The organism is uncultured Thioclava sp. (assembly GCF_913064665.1).
GTDB classification, from domain to species: Bacteria; Pseudomonadota; Alphaproteobacteria; order Rhodobacterales; family Rhodobacteraceae; genus Thioclava; species Thioclava arctica.
Genome location: NZ_CAJYBT010000016.1, coordinates 15981 through 34105 on the forward strand (window position 1 = coordinate 15981; position 18125 = coordinate 34105).

General features: G+C 61.3%; 21 protein-coding genes, 1 tRNA gene and 1 pseudogene. 12 read left to right on the forward strand and 11 right to left on the reverse strand.

Translation table 11 applies throughout. The annotated features are described in order from the left end of the window. Positions 1–33 precede the first annotated feature (33 nt). From QZ571_RS08645 to QZ571_RS08660, 4 genes are read left to right on the forward strand one after another with little or no spacing between them, the layout of a single operon-like run. On the forward strand, positions 34–1863 hold the full coding sequence (locus tag QZ571_RS08645; RefSeq protein ID WP_295533515.1) for a DUF294 nucleotidyltransferase-like domain-containing protein: 1830 nt from the start codon (positions 34–36) through the stop codon (positions 1861–1863). 9 nt (positions 1864–1872) lie between these two features. Continuing rightward, positions 1873–2409 (forward strand): hypothetical protein, encoded by a 537-nt coding sequence (locus tag QZ571_RS08650; protein WP_295533518.1) that lies wholly within the window; start codon positions 1873–1875, stop codon positions 2407–2409. A gap of 4 nt (positions 2410–2413) precedes the next feature. Beyond that, positions 2414–2806 (forward strand): response regulator, encoded by a 393-nt coding sequence (locus QZ571_RS08655; RefSeq protein WP_295533520.1) that lies wholly within the window; start codon positions 2414–2416, stop codon positions 2804–2806. Then, entirely contained in the window at positions 2806–4899 is a 2094-nt protein-coding gene (locus QZ571_RS08660; protein ID WP_295533522.1) for an exonuclease domain-containing protein, read from the forward strand. The genes QZ571_RS08655 and QZ571_RS08660 overlap by 1 nt, the downstream gene beginning before the upstream one ends. 15 nt (positions 4900–4914) lie before the next feature. Here QZ571_RS08660 and arsC read toward each other — a convergent pair whose 3' ends face one another. Genes arsC through QZ571_RS08675 form a run of 3 tightly spaced genes read right to left on the reverse strand, consistent with a single transcriptional unit; the run spans position 4915 to position 6631 of the window. Then, the gene (arsC, locus tag QZ571_RS08665; protein WP_295533524.1) at positions 4915–5244 is read right to left on the reverse strand and encodes an arsenate reductase (glutaredoxin); all 330 of its coding nucleotides are present in this window, start codon (positions 5242–5244) and stop codon (positions 4915–4917) included. Beyond that, positions 5235–6296 (reverse strand): quinone-dependent dihydroorotate dehydrogenase, encoded by a 1062-nt coding sequence (locus tag QZ571_RS08670; RefSeq protein ID WP_295533525.1) that lies wholly within the window; start codon positions 6294–6296, stop codon positions 5235–5237. Before QZ571_RS08670 ends, arsC begins: the two co-directional genes overlap by 10 nt. Then, positions 6293–6631: a DUF952 domain-containing protein gene (locus QZ571_RS08675; RefSeq protein WP_295533527.1), complete on the reverse strand. Its 339-nt coding sequence runs from the start codon at positions 6629–6631 to the stop codon at positions 6293–6295. Before QZ571_RS08675 ends, QZ571_RS08670 begins: the two co-directional genes overlap by 4 nt. Before the next feature lie 77 nt (positions 6632–6708). Here QZ571_RS08675 and QZ571_RS08680 point away from each other — a divergent pair, with 77 nt between their 5' ends. Together QZ571_RS08680 and QZ571_RS08685 are read left to right on the forward strand one after the other, a co-directional pair. Beyond that, a complete protein-coding gene (locus QZ571_RS08680) occupies positions 6709–7377 on the forward strand; it encodes an SOS response-associated peptidase (RefSeq protein ID WP_295533529.1) in 669 nt (222 codons plus the stop codon). 34 nt (positions 7378–7411) lie between these two features. After that, positions 7412–7485, forward strand: a tRNA-Gly gene (locus tag QZ571_RS08685). Between the two features lie 26 nt (positions 7486–7511). Here the strand turns inward: QZ571_RS08685 and hemP are convergent. The 3 genes from hemP to QZ571_RS08700 form a co-directional block, all read right to left on the reverse strand. Then, on the reverse strand, positions 7512–7625 hold the full coding sequence (gene hemP / locus QZ571_RS08690; RefSeq protein ID WP_295533643.1) for a hemin uptake protein HemP: 114 nt from the start codon (positions 7623–7625) through the stop codon (positions 7512–7514). 32 nt (positions 7626–7657) lie between these two features. Next, the gene (locus tag QZ571_RS08695) at positions 7658–7819 is read right to left on the reverse strand and encodes a hypothetical protein (protein WP_295533531.1); all 162 of its coding nucleotides are present in this window, start codon (positions 7817–7819) and stop codon (positions 7658–7660) included. A 160-nt stretch (positions 7820–7979) separates the two neighbouring features. Then, on the reverse strand, positions 7980–8864 hold the full coding sequence (locus QZ571_RS08700) for a hypothetical protein (RefSeq protein WP_295533533.1): 885 nt from the start codon (positions 8862–8864) through the stop codon (positions 7980–7982). A 145-nt stretch (positions 8865–9009) separates the two neighbouring features. Between QZ571_RS08700 and miaB the strand changes: the two genes are divergently transcribed. Beyond that, on the forward strand, positions 9010–10332 hold the full coding sequence (gene miaB / locus QZ571_RS08705) for a tRNA (N6-isopentenyl adenosine(37)-C2)-methylthiotransferase MiaB (protein ID WP_295533535.1): 1323 nt from the start codon (positions 9010–9012) through the stop codon (positions 10330–10332). Between the two features lie 24 nt (positions 10333–10356). Here miaB and QZ571_RS08710 read toward each other — a convergent pair whose 3' ends face one another. Then, positions 10357–10719, reverse strand: coding sequence for a hypothetical protein (locus QZ571_RS08710; RefSeq protein ID WP_295533537.1), 363 nt, complete (start codon positions 10717–10719; stop codon positions 10357–10359). A 416-nt stretch (positions 10720–11135) separates the two neighbouring features. On the opposite strand from QZ571_RS08710, the pseudogene QZ571_RS08715 reads away from it, so the two are divergent. The 3 genes and pseudogenes from QZ571_RS08715 to QZ571_RS08725 form a co-directional block, all read left to right on the forward strand. Continuing rightward, positions 11136–11396: pseudogene (locus QZ571_RS08715) on the forward strand (OmpA family protein); the annotation flags it as partial. A 10-nt stretch (positions 11397–11406) separates the two neighbouring features. Further along, positions 11407–11724 (forward strand): hypothetical protein, encoded by a 318-nt coding sequence (locus tag QZ571_RS08720; protein WP_295533539.1) that lies wholly within the window; start codon positions 11407–11409, stop codon positions 11722–11724. Positions 11725–11904: 180 nt separating this feature from the next. Next, on the forward strand, positions 11905–12912 hold the full coding sequence (locus QZ571_RS08725; protein ID WP_295533541.1) for a PhoH family protein: 1008 nt from the start codon (positions 11905–11907) through the stop codon (positions 12910–12912). Between the two features lie 21 nt (positions 12913–12933). On the opposite strand, the gene QZ571_RS08730 is transcribed toward QZ571_RS08725, so the two are convergent. After that, positions 12934–13638: a YafY family protein gene (locus QZ571_RS08730; protein ID WP_295533542.1), complete on the reverse strand. Its 705-nt coding sequence runs from the start codon at positions 13636–13638 to the stop codon at positions 12934–12936. A gap of 72 nt (positions 13639–13710) precedes the next feature. On the opposite strand from QZ571_RS08730, the gene QZ571_RS08735 reads away from it, so the two are divergent. Together QZ571_RS08735 and QZ571_RS08740 are read left to right on the forward strand one after the other, a co-directional pair. Next, complete coding sequence (locus QZ571_RS08735) at positions 13711–14322, forward strand: glutathione S-transferase family protein (protein WP_295533544.1); 612 nt, start codon at positions 13711–13713, stop codon at positions 14320–14322. Between the two features lie 87 nt (positions 14323–14409). Then, entirely contained in the window at positions 14410–15033 is a 624-nt protein-coding gene (locus QZ571_RS08740; RefSeq protein WP_295533546.1) for a TetR/AcrR family transcriptional regulator, read from the forward strand. Between the two features lie 6 nt (positions 15034–15039). On the opposite strand, the gene QZ571_RS08745 is transcribed toward QZ571_RS08740, so the two are convergent. The 3 genes from QZ571_RS08745 to petB form a co-directional block, all read right to left on the reverse strand. Further along, the gene (locus QZ571_RS08745; RefSeq protein WP_295533548.1) at positions 15040–15834 is read right to left on the reverse strand and encodes an NYN domain-containing protein; all 795 of its coding nucleotides are present in this window, start codon (positions 15832–15834) and stop codon (positions 15040–15042) included. A 137-nt stretch (positions 15835–15971) separates the two neighbouring features. Further along, complete coding sequence (locus QZ571_RS08750; RefSeq protein ID WP_295533550.1) at positions 15972–16778, reverse strand: cytochrome c1; 807 nt, start codon at positions 16776–16778, stop codon at positions 15972–15974. 20 nt (positions 16779–16798) lie between these two features. Next, entirely contained in the window at positions 16799–18121 is a 1323-nt protein-coding gene (gene petB, locus QZ571_RS08755) for a cytochrome b (protein WP_295533552.1), read from the reverse strand. Between the last annotated feature and the right edge of the window lie 4 nt (positions 18122–18125).

The following is an 18125-nucleotide window of genomic DNA, read 5'->3' on the forward strand; positions in this document are numbered from 1 at the left end:
CGGGGCGCCTCTTCCCCCAAAAGGACCAAGATCATGAACGTCGATCTGACCCCGATCCTCGCATTTCTCGAAGGCGTTCACCCTTATGACAACCTGCCGCGCAATGAGCTGGAGCGTGTCGCCAGTTCTTTCCGCCGCATGGAATACGCCGAAGGCGATGTGATCTATTCCTATCACGCGCCGCTTGAGGGCCTGTATCTGATCAAACGCGGCGCAGTCGAAGTGACCGATCAGAACGGTGCGCTGGTCTCCATTCTGGGGCCGCGCAACAGCTTTGGTGAGCGGGGGCTGATGCGCGACGGGCTGGCTGCGACCACGGCCAAGGCCAGTGCGCAAACCGTGCTGCTAATGTTGCCCGCACAAGACTTTCGCGCCCTGTCAGAAGATACCCCGGCCTTCGCGCGCTTTTTTAACCGTTCGCGCGGCGGAGAGACCCGCACCCATTCCATCGCCACGCTCAAGGTCGCCGATCTGTTGGCGCGCGACCCGATTGCCTGCGCGCCCGAAACAACCGTGACCAAGGCGGCGCAGATGATGCGCGACCAGCATGTTTCCTCGCTTGGTGTGACCGGGCCAGAGGGGGCGCTGAAAGGGATCATCACGGTGCGCGATCTGTCCAACAAAGTGCTGGCCGAGGGGCGCGCGCCCGACACGCCCGTCAGCGCCGTGATGACGCCCGATCCGGTGACGCTGACGCCCGAGGGGCTGGGTACGGATCTGCTGCATATCATGCTGGAACACCGCGTTGGCCATCTGCCGATCACCGATCACGGGCGCTTTGTGGGTATGGTCACCCAGACCGATCTGACGCGGTTTCAGGCGGTCTCGTCTGCGGTGCTGATCCGCGATGTGGCAGCGGCAAGCAACGTCGCCGAAATGGCCTTGGTGACGGCACAAATCCCGCAGCTTTTGGTGCAACTGGTGGGCGGGCATAACGCCCATGAGGTGGTGACGCGCCTGATCACCGATATCGCCGATGCGGTAACGCGCCGCTTGCTGGCATTGGCCGAGGCAGAGCTTGGCGCGCCGCCCGTGCCCTATCTGTGGCTGGCCTGTGGCAGTCAGGGACGGCAGGAACAGACCGGGGTGAGCGATCAGGACAATTGCCTCTTCCTTGATGACGCTGTGACCGAGGCCGACATGGTGTATTTCCGCGCGCTCGCCAAGATCGTCTCGGACGGGCTGGATGCCTGCGGCTATGTCTATTGCCCCGGTGACATGATGGCGACGAACCCGCGCTGGTGTCAGCCGGTCCGGGTCTGGCGGAGCTATTTCGACGGCTGGATTTCCAAGGCCAACCCCGAGGCGCAAATGCTGGCCTCGGTGATGTTTGATCTGCGCGCGATCGGGGGCAATGGCGCAAGCCTGTTCACCGAGCTGCAGGCCGAGACGCTGACGCGCGCCTCGAAGAACTCGATCTTCGTGGCCCATATGATCGCCAACAGCCTGAAACATGCGCCGCCCTTGGGGCTGCTGCGCGGCTTTGCCACGATCCGCTCAGGCGAGTATCGCAACCATATCGACATGAAACACAACGGCGTGGTGCCGGTCACCGATCTGGCGCGCATCTATGCGCTGCAAGCCCGCCTGAGCGTTGTGAACACCCGCGCCCGGCTGGCAGAGGCCGAGGCGGCAGGCGTGCTGTCGCATTCGGGCGCGCGCGACCTGATCGAGGCCTATGATCTGATCGCCTCGATGCGGCTGGAAAATCAGGCGCATCTGGTACGTTCCGGGCGCAAGCCCGACAATTATCTCGCACCGTCCGACCTGTCGGATTTCGAACGCTCGCATTTGCGCGACGCCTTCGTTGTGGTGCGTACAATGCAATCGGCTGCCGGGCATGGATTAGGCGCGGTCGGCTAGGGAGGATCTATGCTCAACGATTTCATATCGACTATCGCGGCGGCACTTTTTGTCGGGCTGATCGTGTTCTTGATCAGCCATCTCAGCAAGAAATACCGCGGCGTGCCCTTGGCGAAATGGGTGATGCCAGCGGCGGCGGGTGCGACGATCATCGTGTACTCAATCTGGATCGAATACACTTGGTATTCGCATATGCGCGCCGGAATGCCCAAGTCGGTGGTCGTCTTGCAAGAGGTTGATGAAAGCGTGCCGTGGCGGCCCTGGAGCTATCTGTTCCCGATGGTTGTGCGGTTCATGGCGCTGGATAGCGACAAGGTCACCCACCCTATCGCGAGCGCGCCGCAACTGGCGCAAACGGATATGCTGCTGATCGGGCGCTGGCGCCGGATACAGACGGTGCCCACAGTCTATGATTGTGCCACCAACAGTCGCGCCGATCTGCTGGGGGGTGCCAAGCTTGCGCCCGATGGCACATTGTCGGGCGCGCAATGGTTGAAACTTCCGGCACAGGATCCGGGGCTAAGGGCGGTCTGCTCGAAAGGATGAGGACATGGCCGATGGGGAGAGACAACAGCGCGTCCTGATCGTAGAGGATGAGGACAATATCGCCATCGCGCTCGACTATCTCATGAGCCGCGAGGGCTATGCGCATGAGCGCATCGCCACCGGGCGGGGGGCTTTGGAACTGATCCGCGAGTCGCGCCCCGATCTGGTGCTGCTTGATGTGATGCTGCCTGAGGTGTCGGGCTATGAAATCTGCCAGAAGGTGCGCGCTGACAAAGGCTTAGAGGATGTGCGCATCCTGATGATGACCGCGCGCGGCTCCGCGATGGAGCGGCGCAAGGGGCTGGCACTGGGCGCGGATGGCTTTATCGCCAAACCCTTTGAACTCAGCGAATTGCGCGCCGAGCTGCACCGTATTCTGGACGGGGAGACCACCTGATGGACCTCACCCAGCTCAGCCTTCGGACACGGGTTTTCCTGTTCTTCGGGGCGCTGGCGCTGGGCAATCTGGGGGCGCTGATCGCGGGGCTTTGGTTTGGCTATACCCGCATTGCCGACCCACACTTGCTGAACGCGATGGTGATTGGTGGGGCGGTCGCGGGCTTTGCCATTCTGGGGTTGATTGCGTGGGTCTGGTTCCTGTTTGACGAAAATGTCGCCAAACCTATCGAGCGGCTCTCGGGTTTGATGCGTGCGCGCAGTTCGGCCGATGTCAGTGTCGATTTCGACGACAAGATCGCGCGCTATCTGGGCGATCTCGCGCCCGCGGCGGCCTCGGTGACGCGCCATCTCGCAGAGACGCGAAATGCACTGAGCGAGGCGGTGCAGCGTGAAACCACCCGGCTTGCCAGCGAGAAAGAACGCCTTGAGGCCTTGCTGTCAGATGTGCCGGTCGGGGTGTTGCTGTGCACCGCCGATCACCAGCTTGCCTTTTACAACGGGCAGGCGGTTGATCTGCTGGGCTCGGCCCATGCGCCGGGGCTGGATCGACGGGTGTTTGAATATCTCCACGCCGCCCCAATCGCGCATGCCTATGAACGGCTGATGGCCACGCAAGACCCAGATGCGGCCTCGGATTTGCTCTGTGCGACGGTCGATGATGGTAAGGTCTTGGCGGCGCGGATGCGGCTGCTCTCTGAGGGTATGGATCACCACTTGGCCAAGCGGCCCGGCTATGTGCTGACGCTGCGCGATGTGTCGGGCGATATGGCCAGCCACGCCGCGCGCGAGCAATTGATGGATGAGCTGTTTGACCGCATTCGCCGCCCCGCCGCTGCGCTGCAATCGCTGATCGGGGTGCTCACCGCCGAGGATGGGCCAACGGGGGCCGCGCGCGATCCGGTGCGCGCGGCTGCGCAATCCGAGGCTGCCGATCTGTCGGGGGCGATTCATGAATTCTTTGAGCGCCACGAGTCCAATCGCGCCGATTGGTGGCCGCTTGCGATGATCCGCGCCTCTGATCTGGGCCAAGCCGTTGCGGCGCGCGTCGAGGCCGAGGGCGGCACGATCTTGCCTGTCACCTCGGCGCTGATGCTGCGCTGCGAGGGCTTTGAGATGGTGGCGCTTTTGGCCATGCTCGTGCGCCAATTGCCGCCGCGCCAAGATCTGCGCCTTGAGATCACCCAAGAAGGGGCGGGCGCCTTGATCGCCTTGGAATGGGTCGGCGCGCCGGTCCCGATCTCTGATCTCGAAAGCTGGCTGGATATGGCGCTTGATGTTGGGCTTGAGGATGTGACGGGGCGGCGCGTGCTGGCCATTCATGCCGCTGAAATCTGGCCCGAGGAGATGTCGGAGGGGCGCGCCCGCCTGTGCCTGCCCCTGCGCGAGGCCCGCCTTGTCACCACGCGCCCCAAACCGGTGCCGCGCGCGGTGGTCTATGACTTTGAGCTCCTCGATCGCGAGCGCGTGGCCGAGATTGCCAACAGCCCGCTTTCGGAGCTGACCTTCGTGGTCTTTGACACCGAAACGACGGGGCTTTTGCCCAGCGAAGGCGATGAGATCGTGCAGATCGCCGCGGTGCGCATCGTCAATGGGCGCCGTGTCGAGGGCGAGGTGTTTGACACGCTGGTTGATCCAGGCCGCTCGATCCCGGCGGTTTCGACTTCGGTGCACGGGATCTCAAACGCGATGGTGCAAGGCGCGCCCGATATCGCCGAAGTGGGGCGCAGGTTCCACACCTTCGCGCAAGGCGCTGTGTTGGTCGCCCATAACGCGCCTTTCGATATGGAGTTTTTGCACCGCAAAGAAGAGGTGATCGGCGCACGTTTTGACAACCCGGTGCTCGACACCGTGCTGCTCTCGGCCGTCGTCTTTGGCCAGTCCGACACCCATACGCTGGATGCGCTGACTCACCGCCTTGGCATCACTATCCCCGAGGAGGCGCGCCACACGGCCATCGGTGACACGATCGCCACGGCGGATGCATTTCTGAAACTTCTGCCCGCGCTACATGGGCGCGGTTTGAGGACCTTCGGCGCGCTGGTGGAAGAGCTGCGCAAACATGGTCGCCTGCTCAAGGATCTCAACGGCTGAACGCGCAACCGCCGCTTACACGATCTCCAGCACAGCTTCGGGCGGTCGCCCGATCCGCGCCGCGCTTTGGGTGATTGCCACCGGGCGCTCGATCAGTTTCGGGTTGGCGGCAAGCGCGGCAAGGATATCGCCCTCGCTGGAATCCTTGGCCAGATCGCTGTCTTTCCAGCGCATCAGCGCGCCCGCCGGTTGGCCCAGCTTGCGCAGCACGTCTTGTAGCTCGGCCAGGCTGGGGGGCGATTTTTGATAATCGCGCACCGTCACAGCCACGCCGCGTGCCTCTAGCAGCGCCAAAGTCTGACGCGATTTCGAACACCTTGGATTATGCCAAAGCGTTACAGCCATTTGTCACGCCCGCTGCCCACGGCATCCGCCACGCTGGCAAACCCGTCGCGTTCCAGCAATTCATCCAGCCCGCGCGCGATATCTGCGGCCAGCGAGAGGCCGGAAAACACCATCGCGGTGTAAAGCTGCACGGCACTCGCGCCGGCGCAAATCTTGTCATAGGCGTCCTGCGCCGAGCTGATCCCGCCCACGCCGATCAGCGGCAAGCGCCCCTCGGTCAGCTGGGACATCTGCGCCAAAATGCGGGTCGAGCGTTCAAACAAGGGCGCGCCCGACAGCCCGCCCTGCGCGGGCGCTGTTGGGTCTTGCAGGCCATAGCGCGCCAGCGTGGTATTGGTCGCGATCACCCCGTCAATGCCCGAACTCAGCGCCACTTCGGCAATCTCAGCCAACTCATCCGCGTTCAGATCGGGCGCGATTTTCAGGAAAACCGGGATGCGCCGCGCCAGCCCGTCGCGGGTTTCAATCACCCCGGCAAGCAGCCCAGACAGCGCCGCCTTGCCCTGCAAATCCCGTAGCCGTTCGGTATTGGGCGACGAGACATTGACGGTCGCGAAATCAATATGCGGCCCGGCATGGGCCAGAACGGTGGCGAAATCGGCGGCGCGATCCGAGGCGTCTTTATTGGCCCCCAAGTTCAGCCCGACGGGAATCCCCTCGGGGCGCTTGGCAAGGCGCGCGGTGATCGCCTCCATCCCCTGATTGTTGAAGCCAAAGCGATTGATCGCGGCGCGATCCGCACTCAGCCGCCATAGGCGCGGGCGCGGGTTGCCCTCTTGCGCGCGCGGTGTCGCGGCGCCCACTTCGAGAAAGCCGAACCCCGCCCGCATCAGCGGCGAAACCGCCTGCGCATTCTTGTCAAACCCGGCCGCAAGACCCACCGGATTGAGCAGACCGATCCCTGCCAAGTCCGTTTTCAGCCGCGCCGAGGTGACCGGGCCGGGCAGCGGCAGCAAACCGCTGCGCAGCGCCTTGATCGTCAGATCATGCGCGGTCTCAGGGTCCAGCCGATGCAGAACGGCAAGACCGGCACGTTCGATCACTCCACTCATACCAATCCTTCGGGGAAAATATGCCCAGCCGCCCCTAGAGGCAGCGCGTGATCCCAGATCACTTCGTTCAGTTGCAGCGGGCGATACAGATGGGGAAAGAGCTGATCGCCGCGCGAGGGCTCCCATTTCAATTCGGGGCCCATCGCATCAGGGTTGAAGGCGACGATCACAAGATCGGAAATCTCGGCAAAATGCTTGGCCGCAGTTTCCACCACCTGCGCGGCGGTCGAGAAATGGATATAGCCATCGTTCAGGTCGATCGGCGCGCCCAAAGTGTGGCCCGCTTCGGCAAACGCATCCCATTCGGGGCGACGGAAGATCTTGTATATCAACATGGCCATTCTCTTGGCCCAAAGGGGCGCTCTGGTCAAGCAGGGCTTGAGCCTGCGCGCGATCGCCCTAATCTGGAGGAATGTGTGGACGCATCGCAAATACGCTGCCGGTTGACGCGATGGCGCAACTGTTCTCGGCCACGCCGGGCAATGATCTGCCAAGCGGCGCGCGGCTGAACATCTGCCCGACTCAGCCGCTGGCGGTCTGCACGGCGCAGGATGGGGCGCGCCATTTGGAAACCATGCGCTGGGGGTTTTTGCCCCACTGGTATGACAGCCCGACGGCAGGGCCGCTTTTGATCAATGCGCGCGCCGAAACCGTGGCCGAAAAACCCGCCTTTCGCGCCGCGATCCGCACCCGGCGCTGTTTGATCCCTGCTGATGGGTTTTACGAATGGCATCGCGCGGCCGGGGCAAAGCTACCCTATTATATCTCGCGCCGCGATGGGCAGCCGATGGTGTTTGGCGGGCTGTGGCAAGATTGGGAACATGACGGGCAACGCCTGCGCAGCGTTGCGATGGTGACGGTCGCCGCGGGGCCGACGCTGGAACCGATCCATCACCGCGAGCCACTGATTCTCGAGCCTGAAGACTGGTCGAAGTGGCTGGGAGAGGACGGGCGCGGCGCGGCGCTTTTGATGCATCCGTGCGCGCAAGGCGTGTTGCAGGCTTGGCGCGTGGACCCAAAGGTCAATTCTAATCGCGCCGAGGGTGAGGATTTGCGCGCGCCCCTTGCCGATCCGACTTGAAGGTGCGCGCGCAGGGCGCTAAAAGGGGCGCAGCGCGGGCGTTGTGTAATGGTAAGACCCTAGCCTTCCAAGCTAGAGACGCGGGTTCGATTCCCGCCGCCCGCTCCATCTCTCCTGCCTTGCTGCGATCGTGGTCACTTCGTCAAAATCAGTTTGCCGGCCTTGGTGATGCGCAGCGTATAGACCTGATCGTTCAAGACGATATGGGCCAGTCCGTCATGACCCGTCAGTCGCGTGGCATCATGCACGGGCAGGGCGGTGTCGAAGGCTTCCTTGATGCTCACCGACGCGTCCCCTCAATCCGGTCCAACACATTTTCCAAGGTGCTGGTATCTGGGCTGAACCCCGCGCAAAGCGCATCGACGATGTCGCGCAGGCTCAGAGGCGGTTCGCTATTGGATTGGGCCCCGAAACGGGGGCCGGGGAAAGATGCGCGTTTCATCTTCCGGACTCCTTGATTTTGGCGGGCTTGTCGGGGATCGACTGGCTGGTCCCATTAACCTGACCAAAAGAGTCTGGATTGTAAAGCTGATTCTTTTACTAGGGTATGGCGCGACCCCGTCCCGAAACCGCTCGGGGCTGTGCCAGAAATTATCGCGGCATCAAAACCACTGACCGGGTTCCATCAGTCCCAAATCCATCAATTGCTGGCTGGACCAATCAAACCGCGTCGAGTTCGACCATGCGAACCGGTCGATATCATAGGTCGAACCGGGGTTGAATTTCAGCGCCTTGGCAACGCGGAACGAAGCGATTGCGCAGGTCAGATTGTGATGCCACGGGCAGGAATAGGTGTTGTATTCCTCGTCGTTGAACGTGTGATTGGCACGCAGCTTCAGCCCCGGCTTGGCGCGAAACAGGGCGATGCGATCAATCCTGCGGCGCGCTTTCGGGATATGTTCCTCAAAGCGCCACCGCAGCCCGCCGAAGAAATCCAACTGGCGTTCCTTGGGATGATTGTGATTGTCGGGATCGGGGCGCGCCAAGGCGTAATAGCCCGAGCGATCAAACAGCGCCCCGTCTTTGTCGACGCCATTTCTGTGCAGCTGCAGGTCTTGGGCATACAGGTCGATGACATAGCTCAGCATGGCCGATCGCCGCTCTTCGCCGTGGAAATTCAAAATCTCTGTGATCGAGCGGGTCTCGCAAAACGGGTAGAACAGATACTCGCCATTAAAGCAGTAATACCCCCAAACCCCTGTCGCCATCGCCTCTAGGATCGGATTGATCGCGCTGGTCAGCGCCTCGGGGCGATGGAGATCAAAGTCGATGCGGTGGATCTTCACCTTTGCATCGCCTGCCAGATCATCGGGCAAATCCAGCGCCGCCGATCCCAGTACCAAAAGCACCGGAAACCCCAAGCCGATATGGTGGCGCAGCGTGCTTTCAAGTTCGACACCATCCTCCGCCAGAATGATCCCGACCGGCCCCTTCGCCAAGGCTGAACGCTGCGTGCTTAGAAAACCCGCCAGAGAATTGTGTTTCATGCCTGTTTCCTGCCATCTGCGGGCGGTTCGCCCTCAAGATCGGTCAAGCCGCGCACGATTGCAAGTCTTGCGCAGCCCCTGCGCCCTTGCGCCAAAGGGGTGCTTCGCGTTATCAGCGCGGCTTGAATAAGCGCGCGAGGATGTCATGGCTGAGACGACCAAGAAGCTGCATATCAAGACCTATGGCTGTCAGATGAATGTCTATGACAGCGAGCGCATGGCCGAGACGATGGTCGCGCAGGGTTATGAGCTGACCGATGATGTCGGGGCGGCCGATATGGTGTTGCTCAACACGTGCCACATTCGCGAAAAAGCCGCCGAAAAGATGTATTCCGATCTGGGCCGTCTGCGCCCCTTCAAAGAGGCCAAGCCCGATCTGAAAATCGGCGTTGCGGGCTGTGTGGCCCAGGCCGAGGGCGACGAGATTTTGCGCCGCTCCGATCTGGTCAATCTGGTCGTGGGCAGCCAAAGCTATCACAAGCTGCCCGAGCTGGTTGCGCGCACCGATAATGGCGCGCGCCCCGTCGAGACCGAGTTCCCGCTTGAGGACAAGTTCGACCATCTGCCCGCGCGCCCACGTCAGGCCCGCCCAACCGCGTTCCTGACGGTGCAAGAGGGCTGCGACAAGTTCTGCGCCTTCTGCGTCGTGCCCTACACCCGTGGCTCCGAGGTCTCGCGCCCGGCCGACAAAATCCTGAGCGAAGCCCGCGATCTGGTCGAAAAGGGCGTGCGCGAAATCACCTTGCTGGGCCAAAACGTCAATGCCTATCACGGGCAAGGGACGGGCGGCGATTGGGGGCTGGCGCGGCTGACGCGTGCATTGGCGAAAATTGACGGGCTGGAGCGCATCCGCTACACCACCTCGCACCCCAATGACATGGAAGACGACCTGATCGCGGCGCATGGCGATGAGCCCAAGCTGATGCCCTATCTGCACCTGCCAGTGCAATCGGGCAGCGATCGTATCCTCAAGGCGATGAACCGCAAACACACTGCCGAGCAATATATCCGCCTGATCGAGCGCATCCGCGCCGCGCGCCCCGATCTGGTGCTCTCAGGGGATTTCATCGTCGGCTTCCCCGGCGAAACCGATCAGGATTTTGAAGCCACGATGGCGCTGATCCGTGAGGTCAATTACGGCATGGCCTATTCGTTCAAATACTCGCCGCGTCCGGGCACGCCCGCGATGGGCCGAGACGGTGCGATCCCCGAGGAGGTCGCCAATGCGCGCTTGCAGGAATTGCAGGCACTTCTGGGGGATCAGCAACGGGCTTGTCAGCGCTCGATGGTGGGGCGCGAGGTAAGCGTATTGTTTGAAAAGAAGGGCCGGATGGAGGGGCAGTGGGTCGGCAAATCCGACTATCTGCAAGCCGTCCATGTGCGCGGCGAGGGTCTGGCGCCCGGCGTTCTGGCGCGCGTGCGCATCACCGAGGCCGCGCCCAATTCACTGGCGGGCGAGCTTATCTAAGCCCGCCCCACCAAGGGTCTTGTCTTATTTCGGTCCGGGCGGATCGGCAGCGATTGCGCGCAGCAACTCGGCACGCAGCCCGTCGGGATCGCCCACGAGGCTCTCTTTTTTGCAGATCTCGGTCGCCAGCCCGTTGGCATCGCCGTAGTCGTAGCCATATTTCACGAGGTCATCGACAAAGCTGCCCTGCGGGTGATCCCAGATCGTTGCACGCCATGGGCCGCGATAACAATCGATATGGATTGCCTGCTTGATGACGGGGCCGCAGCTCGTCTTGTTCGCGGCATGGATGCGCCCGGTCGGCCCGGTATAGCAGGCAGTTCCGGCCGAAGCGGCGCCGGCTCCAAGGGTGCCTGCAAGAATTATGGCGATAGCAATAGGTTTCATCAGATTTTGGTCTCCTGATCGGCAGCGAAGGGCTTGGTCCGGTTGCGCAATCAGCAGAAAGCCGCACGGACATAACTACGTTCTATACGCCTGATTCGGGAGATTTAAGAAGGATTCTCTATGTTTATGGGGGGATATCGAACAATATTAAGGAATCGACGGCTTGGTTTCCCTGCCGTCGACAATTCCCGCGTAAAATCGCCCGATCGGGACTGCTGATCCGACTCGGGGGCCGCAAAGGATGTACGTTCATTTCCTATGTCAGGATGGCTTCAAATTGCGGTGAAATTTGGGCGGACATGTTTCCATGTCGGCATCTCGCCACCACTTTAGGGGCGTCTTTGTCTATTGAGCCACAATATATAGAGGGAATCGGGGCCCGATCCCAAGATTTCCGTTATCTCAAATCAAATTGTCGGCAGTATCTGCAAAACTTCTTTCGCACCGCGCAGGCCCGCCAGTTCATCATCACCGGGCACACCGATGGCCGCGCCTCGGATGAATACAACATGCGCCTGTCCAAGCGACGCGCCGAAGCCGTGGCGAAAGTCGCGCAATCGGTTGGTGCGCCTGTGCTGGCAGTGAACTGGTATGGCGAGCGGATGCCGCGCGCGACCAACAAGACGGCAGCAGGCATGGCGGAAAACCGTCGCGTCGAAATCATCTGCGTGAAGTGAGGGCAGGGACATGGGAGTGACGAGACTTCTTTCGATCGGTGCGGCCGCAGTGTCGTTGGCAGCATGTGAGGGCGGCGAAGGGGCCCGCCAGATCGGACCCGGCAAATCCATCGACGGCGGTATCGACGCCAAGCATCTCAGCCAGCTCAAGGCCGGTGTCTGGATTGACCCCGACGGCTGCGATCACTGGATCATTGATGATGGTGTCGAGGGCTATCTGACTGCGCGTGTGGACGATTACGGCAAGCCGATCTGTTCGGGTGCCGGTCCACGCAATACTGCGGTTGGCCCGTTCAAATCAGGCTCGCCGATTGGCGACTCTCTCTAGGCGAGATAGATTTTGCCCAAAATTTAGGCAAACGGCTTGTGCGGAACTTTGCGCGGTTTTTTTCGTTACCGTTTTATGAAATCTCGCCCGCCGCGGGGGCCTTCGCAAAACCAGTGCTTGCGTGAAGCCCCATCGACAGGCACCATATATCTACAACATCAGCTTAGGGAGACTCTCTTTTTGGGCTTTAGCGCAATCACACCCCCGCCTCGCTCTCAGGACGTTCATGAAACGCTTCTTGAGTTCCCCGACAACCGGCTTTTGATTGATTTGTGCGGCGAATTCGACCGCAACCTCGCCCAAATAGAGCATAAACTGCAGGTGCATATCCTGCGACGCGGCAACCAACTGGCCGTCGTTGGCAGCGCCGAAGCACAGCTTCAGGCCGCCGCCGTTTTGCACCATCTCTACCAGCGCCTTGAGCAAGGCAAGCCAATCGACGCCGAAGAGGTCGACGCCGCCCTGCGCATGGTCGATCTGGGGGGCGCGGGCACCTCGATGGACGAACAGCTTGAGATGTTCGCCGCCGGGAAATACGAGATTCGCACCCGCAAGAAACAGGTCGAGCCGCGCACCGAGGCGCAGAAGGCCTATGTCAAACATCTGTTCGAACACGAGCTGGCCTTTGGCATCGGACCTGCGGGCACCGGCAAAACCTATCTCGCGGTGGCCGTGGGCGTGACCATGTTGATTGGTGGTCATGTCGACAAGATCATCCTGTCGCGTCCCGCTGTCGAGGCGGGCGAGCGTCTGGGCTTTCTGCCCGGTGATATGAAGGACAAGGTCGATCCCTACATGCAGCCGCTTTATGACGCGCTGAATGACTTTCTGCCCGCCAAACAGCTTGCCAAGCTGACCGAGGAAAAGCGCATCGAGATCGCGCCGCTTGCCTTCATGCGCGGGCGCACCTTGTCCAACGCGTTTGTGGTGCTGGATGAGGCGCAGAACGCGACCACGATGCAGATGAAGATGTTCCTTACCCGTCTGGGGCAGGGCTCTCGCATGGTGATCACGGGGGATCGGTCACAGGTCGACCTGCCGCGCGGCATGCCGTCGGGTTTGGCGGATGCGGAACGTATTCTGGACGGTGTCGAGGGCGTCTCGTTCAACTACTTCACCTCGAAAGACGTTGTGCGCCACCCGATGGTTGCCAAGATCATCGAGGCCTACGAAAGCGCCGAGCTGTAAGCCTCAGCCCAGCAAATCACCTTACGCGTCCGCCTTTGGGTGGGCGCGTTTGTGTATCGCCGCCGTATAGTCGCGCAGCATCGGTACGCGGCGGGGGCGGAAACTGTCACTGAGCACCTCGATGGCACGCATTCTGGCGATCACGAACATCCGGTAATCCGCGCGCAGGCTGCACCAGGCCAGCAGCATCTGCTCGCGATCCAGATAGACCAACCCGAGCGGCCAGATCACCCGATCACTTTCAACCCCGTCACGGTCGCAATAATGCAGCCGCATCATCCGCTCGTCCCAAGCGGCTTGACGGATCAGCGACAGATCGACCGGCGGGGCGGGGCGCTTGTGCATCCGATACGAGGCCAGCACCGCATGGGCAGCTTGATGGGCGCGGCTTTCCGGCAGGGTCGCGGTGATCTTGGCCAGCGCCATTTCGCCCGCCCGCGCCAGATCTGTGTCGCCCAGATGGCGCAGCTCGGCCAGCCCCAGAACCAGCGCCTCCAGCTCCAGCCGCGACAGGTTTTGCGGCGGCAGCGCGGGGTCTTCGGTCAGCGTGTAGCCATAGCCTGCCGCCCCGTCGATCAGCGCGCCACCTGCACGCAACGCCTCGATGTCGCGGTAAAGCGTGCGCTCGGACACCTCTGTTTCTGCCGCCAGCTGTGCGGCGGTCACAGGCGCAGGCAGGCGGCGCAGCGCATCAAGCAGGCGAAACAAGCGATCAGCGCGGGGCATGGCGGCTCCTGTCGGTTTTTGACAGGAGGAGCGTGGCATAGTCATCCTGCCAAGAAAAGTCAGGAGACTGTCATGATTCTCTATCATTCCCCGCGCACCCGTTCGAGTTCGACGATTGCGCTCTTGCACGAGCTGGGGCTTTTCGATGCGGTTGAGATTCGCGTCGTGACTGTGCGGCGTGGCGATGGCTCGGGGCACGCCGACCCGGCCAACGCCCATCCCGAAGGCAAGGTGCCCTATCTGGTCGATGGCGACGAACATATCCGCGAACGCGGCGCGATCTTTACCTATCTGTGCGAAAAGACACCCCAGGCCGGGTTCGCCCCGCAACCGGGCGCGCCGGGGCGGGGCGCTTTCCTAAGCTGGATGGCCTATTATCAGGGCGTGATGGAGCCGGTGATGGTCGCCACGATTCTGGGCCTCGCCACTGACGGGTTCGCCAGTACCTTCCGCGGCCGCGATGAGATCACCGCCGAACTGCGCCGGGCGCTTGATCGCGGCGATTATTTGCTGGGCGATCGCTACTCGGCGGCCGATCTGCTGGTGGCCTCGCCCTATCTCTGGTTGCCAGATTTCGTGCCCGATGATGGAGTCATCAAAGCTTGGCTTGAACGCTGCGCCGCACGCGAGAGCCCTGCGCAGACAGCTGCATATGACAGCACGTTGATAGCTGACATGACATGACGTGACGTTGCGCCGCCTTGCAGGGGCTGAACCAGAGCGGCTATGCTGGACCCACACACCGGACGTGTCCGGGACTGGGGAGAGTTGATGGCGCAGGCAACAGAAATTCATCGCGGGCGCAAGTTCGATCAGGTGCTGAACGGCGCGCGCGAAGTGTTTTTGCGTGACGGGTTCGAAGGGGCCTCGGTCGATGACATCGCAAAGGAAGCGGGCGTGTCCAAAGCCACGCTTTACAGCTACTTCCCCGACAAGCGGCTGATGTTTCTCGAAGTTACCAAGACCGAATGCCAGCGACAGGCCGATCAGGCGCTGGCGCAGATCAATTTTGACCAACCCCCCGAGGTGGTGCTGTCGATTGCGGGGCGCCAGATCATCGACTTTATGGCCTCGGAGCTGGGCCAAGGCATTTACCGGCTTTGCGTCGCCGAGGGAGAGCGCTTTCCCGAATTGGGCCGCGCCTTTTACGCGTCGGGCCCCGAATTGGTGCATCGCACCTTGCTGGACTATCTGAAACAGGCGGTCGCGCGGGGCGAGTTGGCAATCGACGACCTTGATCTGGCCGCACATCTGTTTGCCGAGATGTGCAAGGCAGACCTGCATGCCAAGTTGGTCTTTGGCGTTGGGTGCTGCCCTGCGGCAAGCGACAAGGACCGGGTCATCCGGGGCGCGGTGGCGATGTTCATGGCGCGCTATGGCACGAAGTCGGACTGATCCCGCTTAGGCGAGATCGCGCACCATCCATTGATTTCCCTCACCGCGCTGCAACTGGAAACGCCCTGATTTCAGCAGCAAATCCGACAGTTTGGCGCTGCCATAGGTGCGGGTGTCAAAATCGGGGTTGGCTTGGGTGATGAACTGGCCAAGCTGGCCCAGCGAATACCATTCCTCTTCCAGCCCAATCGCCTTCATCGCATTCACGATCACCGGAATCGCGGCGGTCGGGGGCTGCTTGCCGCCACTGGTCGCTTTTGGGGAGGCGTCTTTTTCGGTGTCGCGCCCGGTGCCTTTGCCTGTGGGTTTGGCGGGGGCGCTGGTCTCGGCCGTTCCAAGGTTCTCGACATAGATGAACCGTTTGCAGGCCTTGCGAAAGGCTTCGGGGGTTTTCTGCTCACCGATGCCATAGACATCAAGCCCCTGTTCGCGGATGCGCGCTGCAAGCCGGGTGAAATCGCTATCCGACGAGACCAGCACGAACCCGTCGAACAGGTCGGAATGCAGGAAATCCATCGCCGCAATCACAAGCCCGATGTCAGAGGCATTCTTGCCCTTGGTATTGGAGAACTGCTGATCGGCGACCAGACCCAATTCGGCCACGCGCTTGGCCCAACCCGCCAACCGCTGCGCCGACCAATCGCCATAGATCCGGCGCACCGAGGCCTCGCCCAGCGATGCGATCTCTTCAAAGATCGCCTCGGCATAAGAGGCGGGCACATTATCGGCGTCGATCAACACACACAGACGGGGCGCGCGATGGGCGGGAGTGGCGTGGGGGAATTCGGACAGAATGGGCATTGTTTCTCCTCGTGGGTATGCGGTGCGAGGTAGCGCGCGCCAGCACTCTGACAACCGTTGCTTGGGCCTGCGCAATGGTCAAATGGAAAACGCCCCCTCGGGATGGAGGGGGCGTTCTGGCTTTGGTTTAGCTGCGATCAAAGATCGACATGTTTGCCCTTATGCGGCGCCCACAGCTTTTTGTTGGTCAGATAAAGCAGCGAGCTCAGCACGAGAAGCAACAGCACCGCCACAAAGCCCCAGCGCTTGCGCGCCATCAGCTTGGGTTCTGCCGACCACATCAGGAAGGCAGAGGCGTCTTCGGCCATCTGATGCACCGTTGCGGGGGTGCCGTCTTCGTATTCGATCAACTCATCGGACAGCGGCGGAGGCATCGCGATCCAGCCACCTGCGAAGGTGTGGTTGCCATAGAAATACGACCCGGCCTCTTCCTTTTCTTCGCCGTTATAGCCCGTCAGCACGGAATAGATGTATTCCGGCCCGCCCATGCCTTTGAGGAATTGGTTGATGCCCAGACCGTAGGGGCCGTGAAAGCCCGCGCGGGCCTTGGCCATCATCGACAGATCCGGGCCCATGCCCTCGCCCGTCACGGTCGGGAAATGGTCGGTTTCCTTGGCGGGGCGCTCCTCGCCGGTTTCTTTGTCGATTACAGTATGCTCGGCGGCATAGGCGCGCACCCAAGCGGGGTTCATGCCCAAGCCATCGGCATCCGCCAACGTGCGGTAGGCGACGTATTTCAGCCCGTGACAGGCCGAGCAGACCTCACGGTAAACCTGAAACCCGCGGCGTAGCTGCTGCTGGTCATAGGTCCCAAACGGGCCCTCAAACGAGAAGGCTACGTTTTCGACATGGCTGCCACCCTCGGCAGCCAGCGCCGGAGCGGCGACAAGACCCGCCGCGCCGATCGATAGGGCTGAGATTGCAGAGATCAGAAAGTTTTTCATGTTGCGTCCCTCTTCCTGACTCACTCAGCCGGAGTTTGTTTGATGCCGTAGTGATGATTGAAATCGTCTTCAATCGTCGCGGGCATTGCGGTCGGCTTTTCGATCAGGCCCAACAGCGGCAGGATGATCAGGAAATACACGAACCAATAGGTCGCCCCGATCAGCGAGATATAGGGGTAGATCCCGTCGGTCGGCATCGCGCCCACCCACATCAGCACGACGAAGTCGATTGCCAGCAGCCAGAACCACCATTTGAACATCGGACGATAGCTGCCCGAGCGCATCTTTGAGGTGTCCAGCCACGGTGCCAGCGCCATCACGATGATCGCGCCAAACATCGCCAGCACCCCAAAGAACTTGGCGTCCACGATCCCGAAGGTGATCCAATGCACGAACATCACCGCCCACACATCCGAGGTGAACGCGCGCAAGATCGCGTAGAACGGCAGGAAATACCATTCCGGCACGATATGGACCGGCGTGACCAACGGGTTGGCCTCGGTGTAGTTGTCAGGGTGGCCAAGGAAGTTCGGCATAAAGCCCACGACCGCCGCAAAGATCATCAAGATCACCGCCAAGGCGAAAAGGTCTTTGATGACGAAATAGGGCCAGAAGGGCAGGGTGTCTTTCTCGGCCTCGGCCTTCGAGGTTTTGCGCACATCCACGCCGGTCGGGTTGTTGTTGCCCGTGGTGTGGAAGGCCCAGATATGCACGATCACCAGCGCCGCGATCACGAAGGGCAGCAGGTAGTGCAACGAGAAGAAACGGTTGAGCGTCGCGTTATCAACCGCCGGTCCGCCCAGCAGCCAAGCCTGAATGCTTGGCCCGATACCGGGAATGGCGCCAAACAGGCCGGTGATCACGGTCGCGCCCCAGAACGACATCTGCCCCCAAGGCAGCACATAGCCCATGAACGCGGTGCCCATCATGCACAGGTAGATGATCATGCCGACGATCCATGTGATCTCACGCGGGGCTTTGTAGGACCCGTAATAGAGACCACGGAAGATGTGGATATAAACGGCAAAGAAGAACAGCGAGGCGCCGTTGGCGTGAATGTAGCGCAGCATGTAGCCGCCATTCACGTCGCGCATAATATGCTCGACGCTGGCGAAGGCCAGATCGACATGGGGCGTGTAATGCATCGCCAGAACGATGCCGGTGATGATCTGCAGCACAAGGCAGAATGCCAGGACGATGCCCCAGATCCACCACCAGTTCAGGTTTTTCGGCGTGGGGATCATGATCGTGTCATAAATCAACCCGACAATGGGAAGGCGCGAATGCACCCATTTTTCGATGCCCGTCTTGGGCTCGTAATGGTCGTGGGGAATGCCCGACATTTTA

Excerpts from the sequence above, each read along its gene's own strand:
- QZ571_RS08645 (WP_295533515.1), top strand. The coding sequence starts at position 34 with ATGAACGTCGATCTGACCCCGATCCTCGCATTTCTCGAAGGCGTTCAC.
- QZ571_RS08650 (WP_295533518.1), top strand. The coding sequence starts at position 1,873 with ATGCTCAACGATTTCATATCGACTATCGCGGCGGCACTTTTTGTCGGG.
- QZ571_RS08655 (WP_295533520.1), top strand. The coding sequence starts at position 2,414 with ATGGCCGATGGGGAGAGACAACAGCGCGTCCTGATCGTAGAGGATGAG.
- QZ571_RS08660 (WP_295533522.1), top strand. The coding sequence starts at position 2,806 with ATGGACCTCACCCAGCTCAGCCTTCGGACACGGGTTTTCCTGTTCTTC.
- arsC (WP_295533524.1), bottom strand. The coding sequence starts at position 5,244 with ATGGCTGTAACGCTTTGGCATAATCCAAGGTGTTCGAAATCGCGTCAG.
- QZ571_RS08670 (WP_295533525.1), bottom strand. The coding sequence starts at position 6,296 with ATGAGTGGAGTGATCGAACGTGCCGGTCTTGCCGTTCTGCATCGGCTG.
- QZ571_RS08675 (WP_295533527.1), bottom strand. The coding sequence starts at position 6,631 with ATGTTGATATACAAGATCTTCCGTCGCCCCGAATGGGATGCGTTTGCC.
- QZ571_RS08680 (WP_295533529.1), top strand. The coding sequence starts at position 6,709 with ATGTGTGGACGCATCGCAAATACGCTGCCGGTTGACGCGATGGCGCAA.
- QZ571_RS08695 (WP_295533531.1), bottom strand. The coding sequence starts at position 7,819 with ATGAAACGCGCATCTTTCCCCGGCCCCCGTTTCGGGGCCCAATCCAAT.
- QZ571_RS08700 (WP_295533533.1), bottom strand. The coding sequence starts at position 8,864 with ATGAAACACAATTCTCTGGCGGGTTTTCTAAGCACGCAGCGTTCAGCC.
- miaB (WP_295533535.1), top strand. The coding sequence starts at position 9,010 with ATGGCTGAGACGACCAAGAAGCTGCATATCAAGACCTATGGCTGTCAG.
- QZ571_RS08710 (WP_295533537.1), bottom strand. The coding sequence starts at position 10,719 with ATGAAACCTATTGCTATCGCCATAATTCTTGCAGGCACCCTTGGAGCC.
- QZ571_RS08720 (WP_295533539.1), top strand. The coding sequence starts at position 11,407 with ATGGGAGTGACGAGACTTCTTTCGATCGGTGCGGCCGCAGTGTCGTTG.
- QZ571_RS08730 (WP_295533542.1), bottom strand. The coding sequence starts at position 13,638 with ATGCCCCGCGCTGATCGCTTGTTTCGCCTGCTTGATGCGCTGCGCCGC.
- QZ571_RS08735 (WP_295533544.1), top strand. The coding sequence starts at position 13,711 with ATGATTCTCTATCATTCCCCGCGCACCCGTTCGAGTTCGACGATTGCG.
- QZ571_RS08740 (WP_295533546.1), top strand. The coding sequence starts at position 14,410 with ATGGCGCAGGCAACAGAAATTCATCGCGGGCGCAAGTTCGATCAGGTG.
- QZ571_RS08745 (WP_295533548.1), bottom strand. The coding sequence starts at position 15,834 with ATGCCCATTCTGTCCGAATTCCCCCACGCCACTCCCGCCCATCGCGCG.
- QZ571_RS08750 (WP_295533550.1), bottom strand. The coding sequence starts at position 16,778 with ATGAAAAACTTTCTGATCTCTGCAATCTCAGCCCTATCGATCGGCGCG.
- petB (WP_295533552.1), bottom strand. The coding sequence starts at position 18,121 with ATGTCGGGCATTCCCCACGACCATTACGAGCCCAAGACGGGCATCGAA.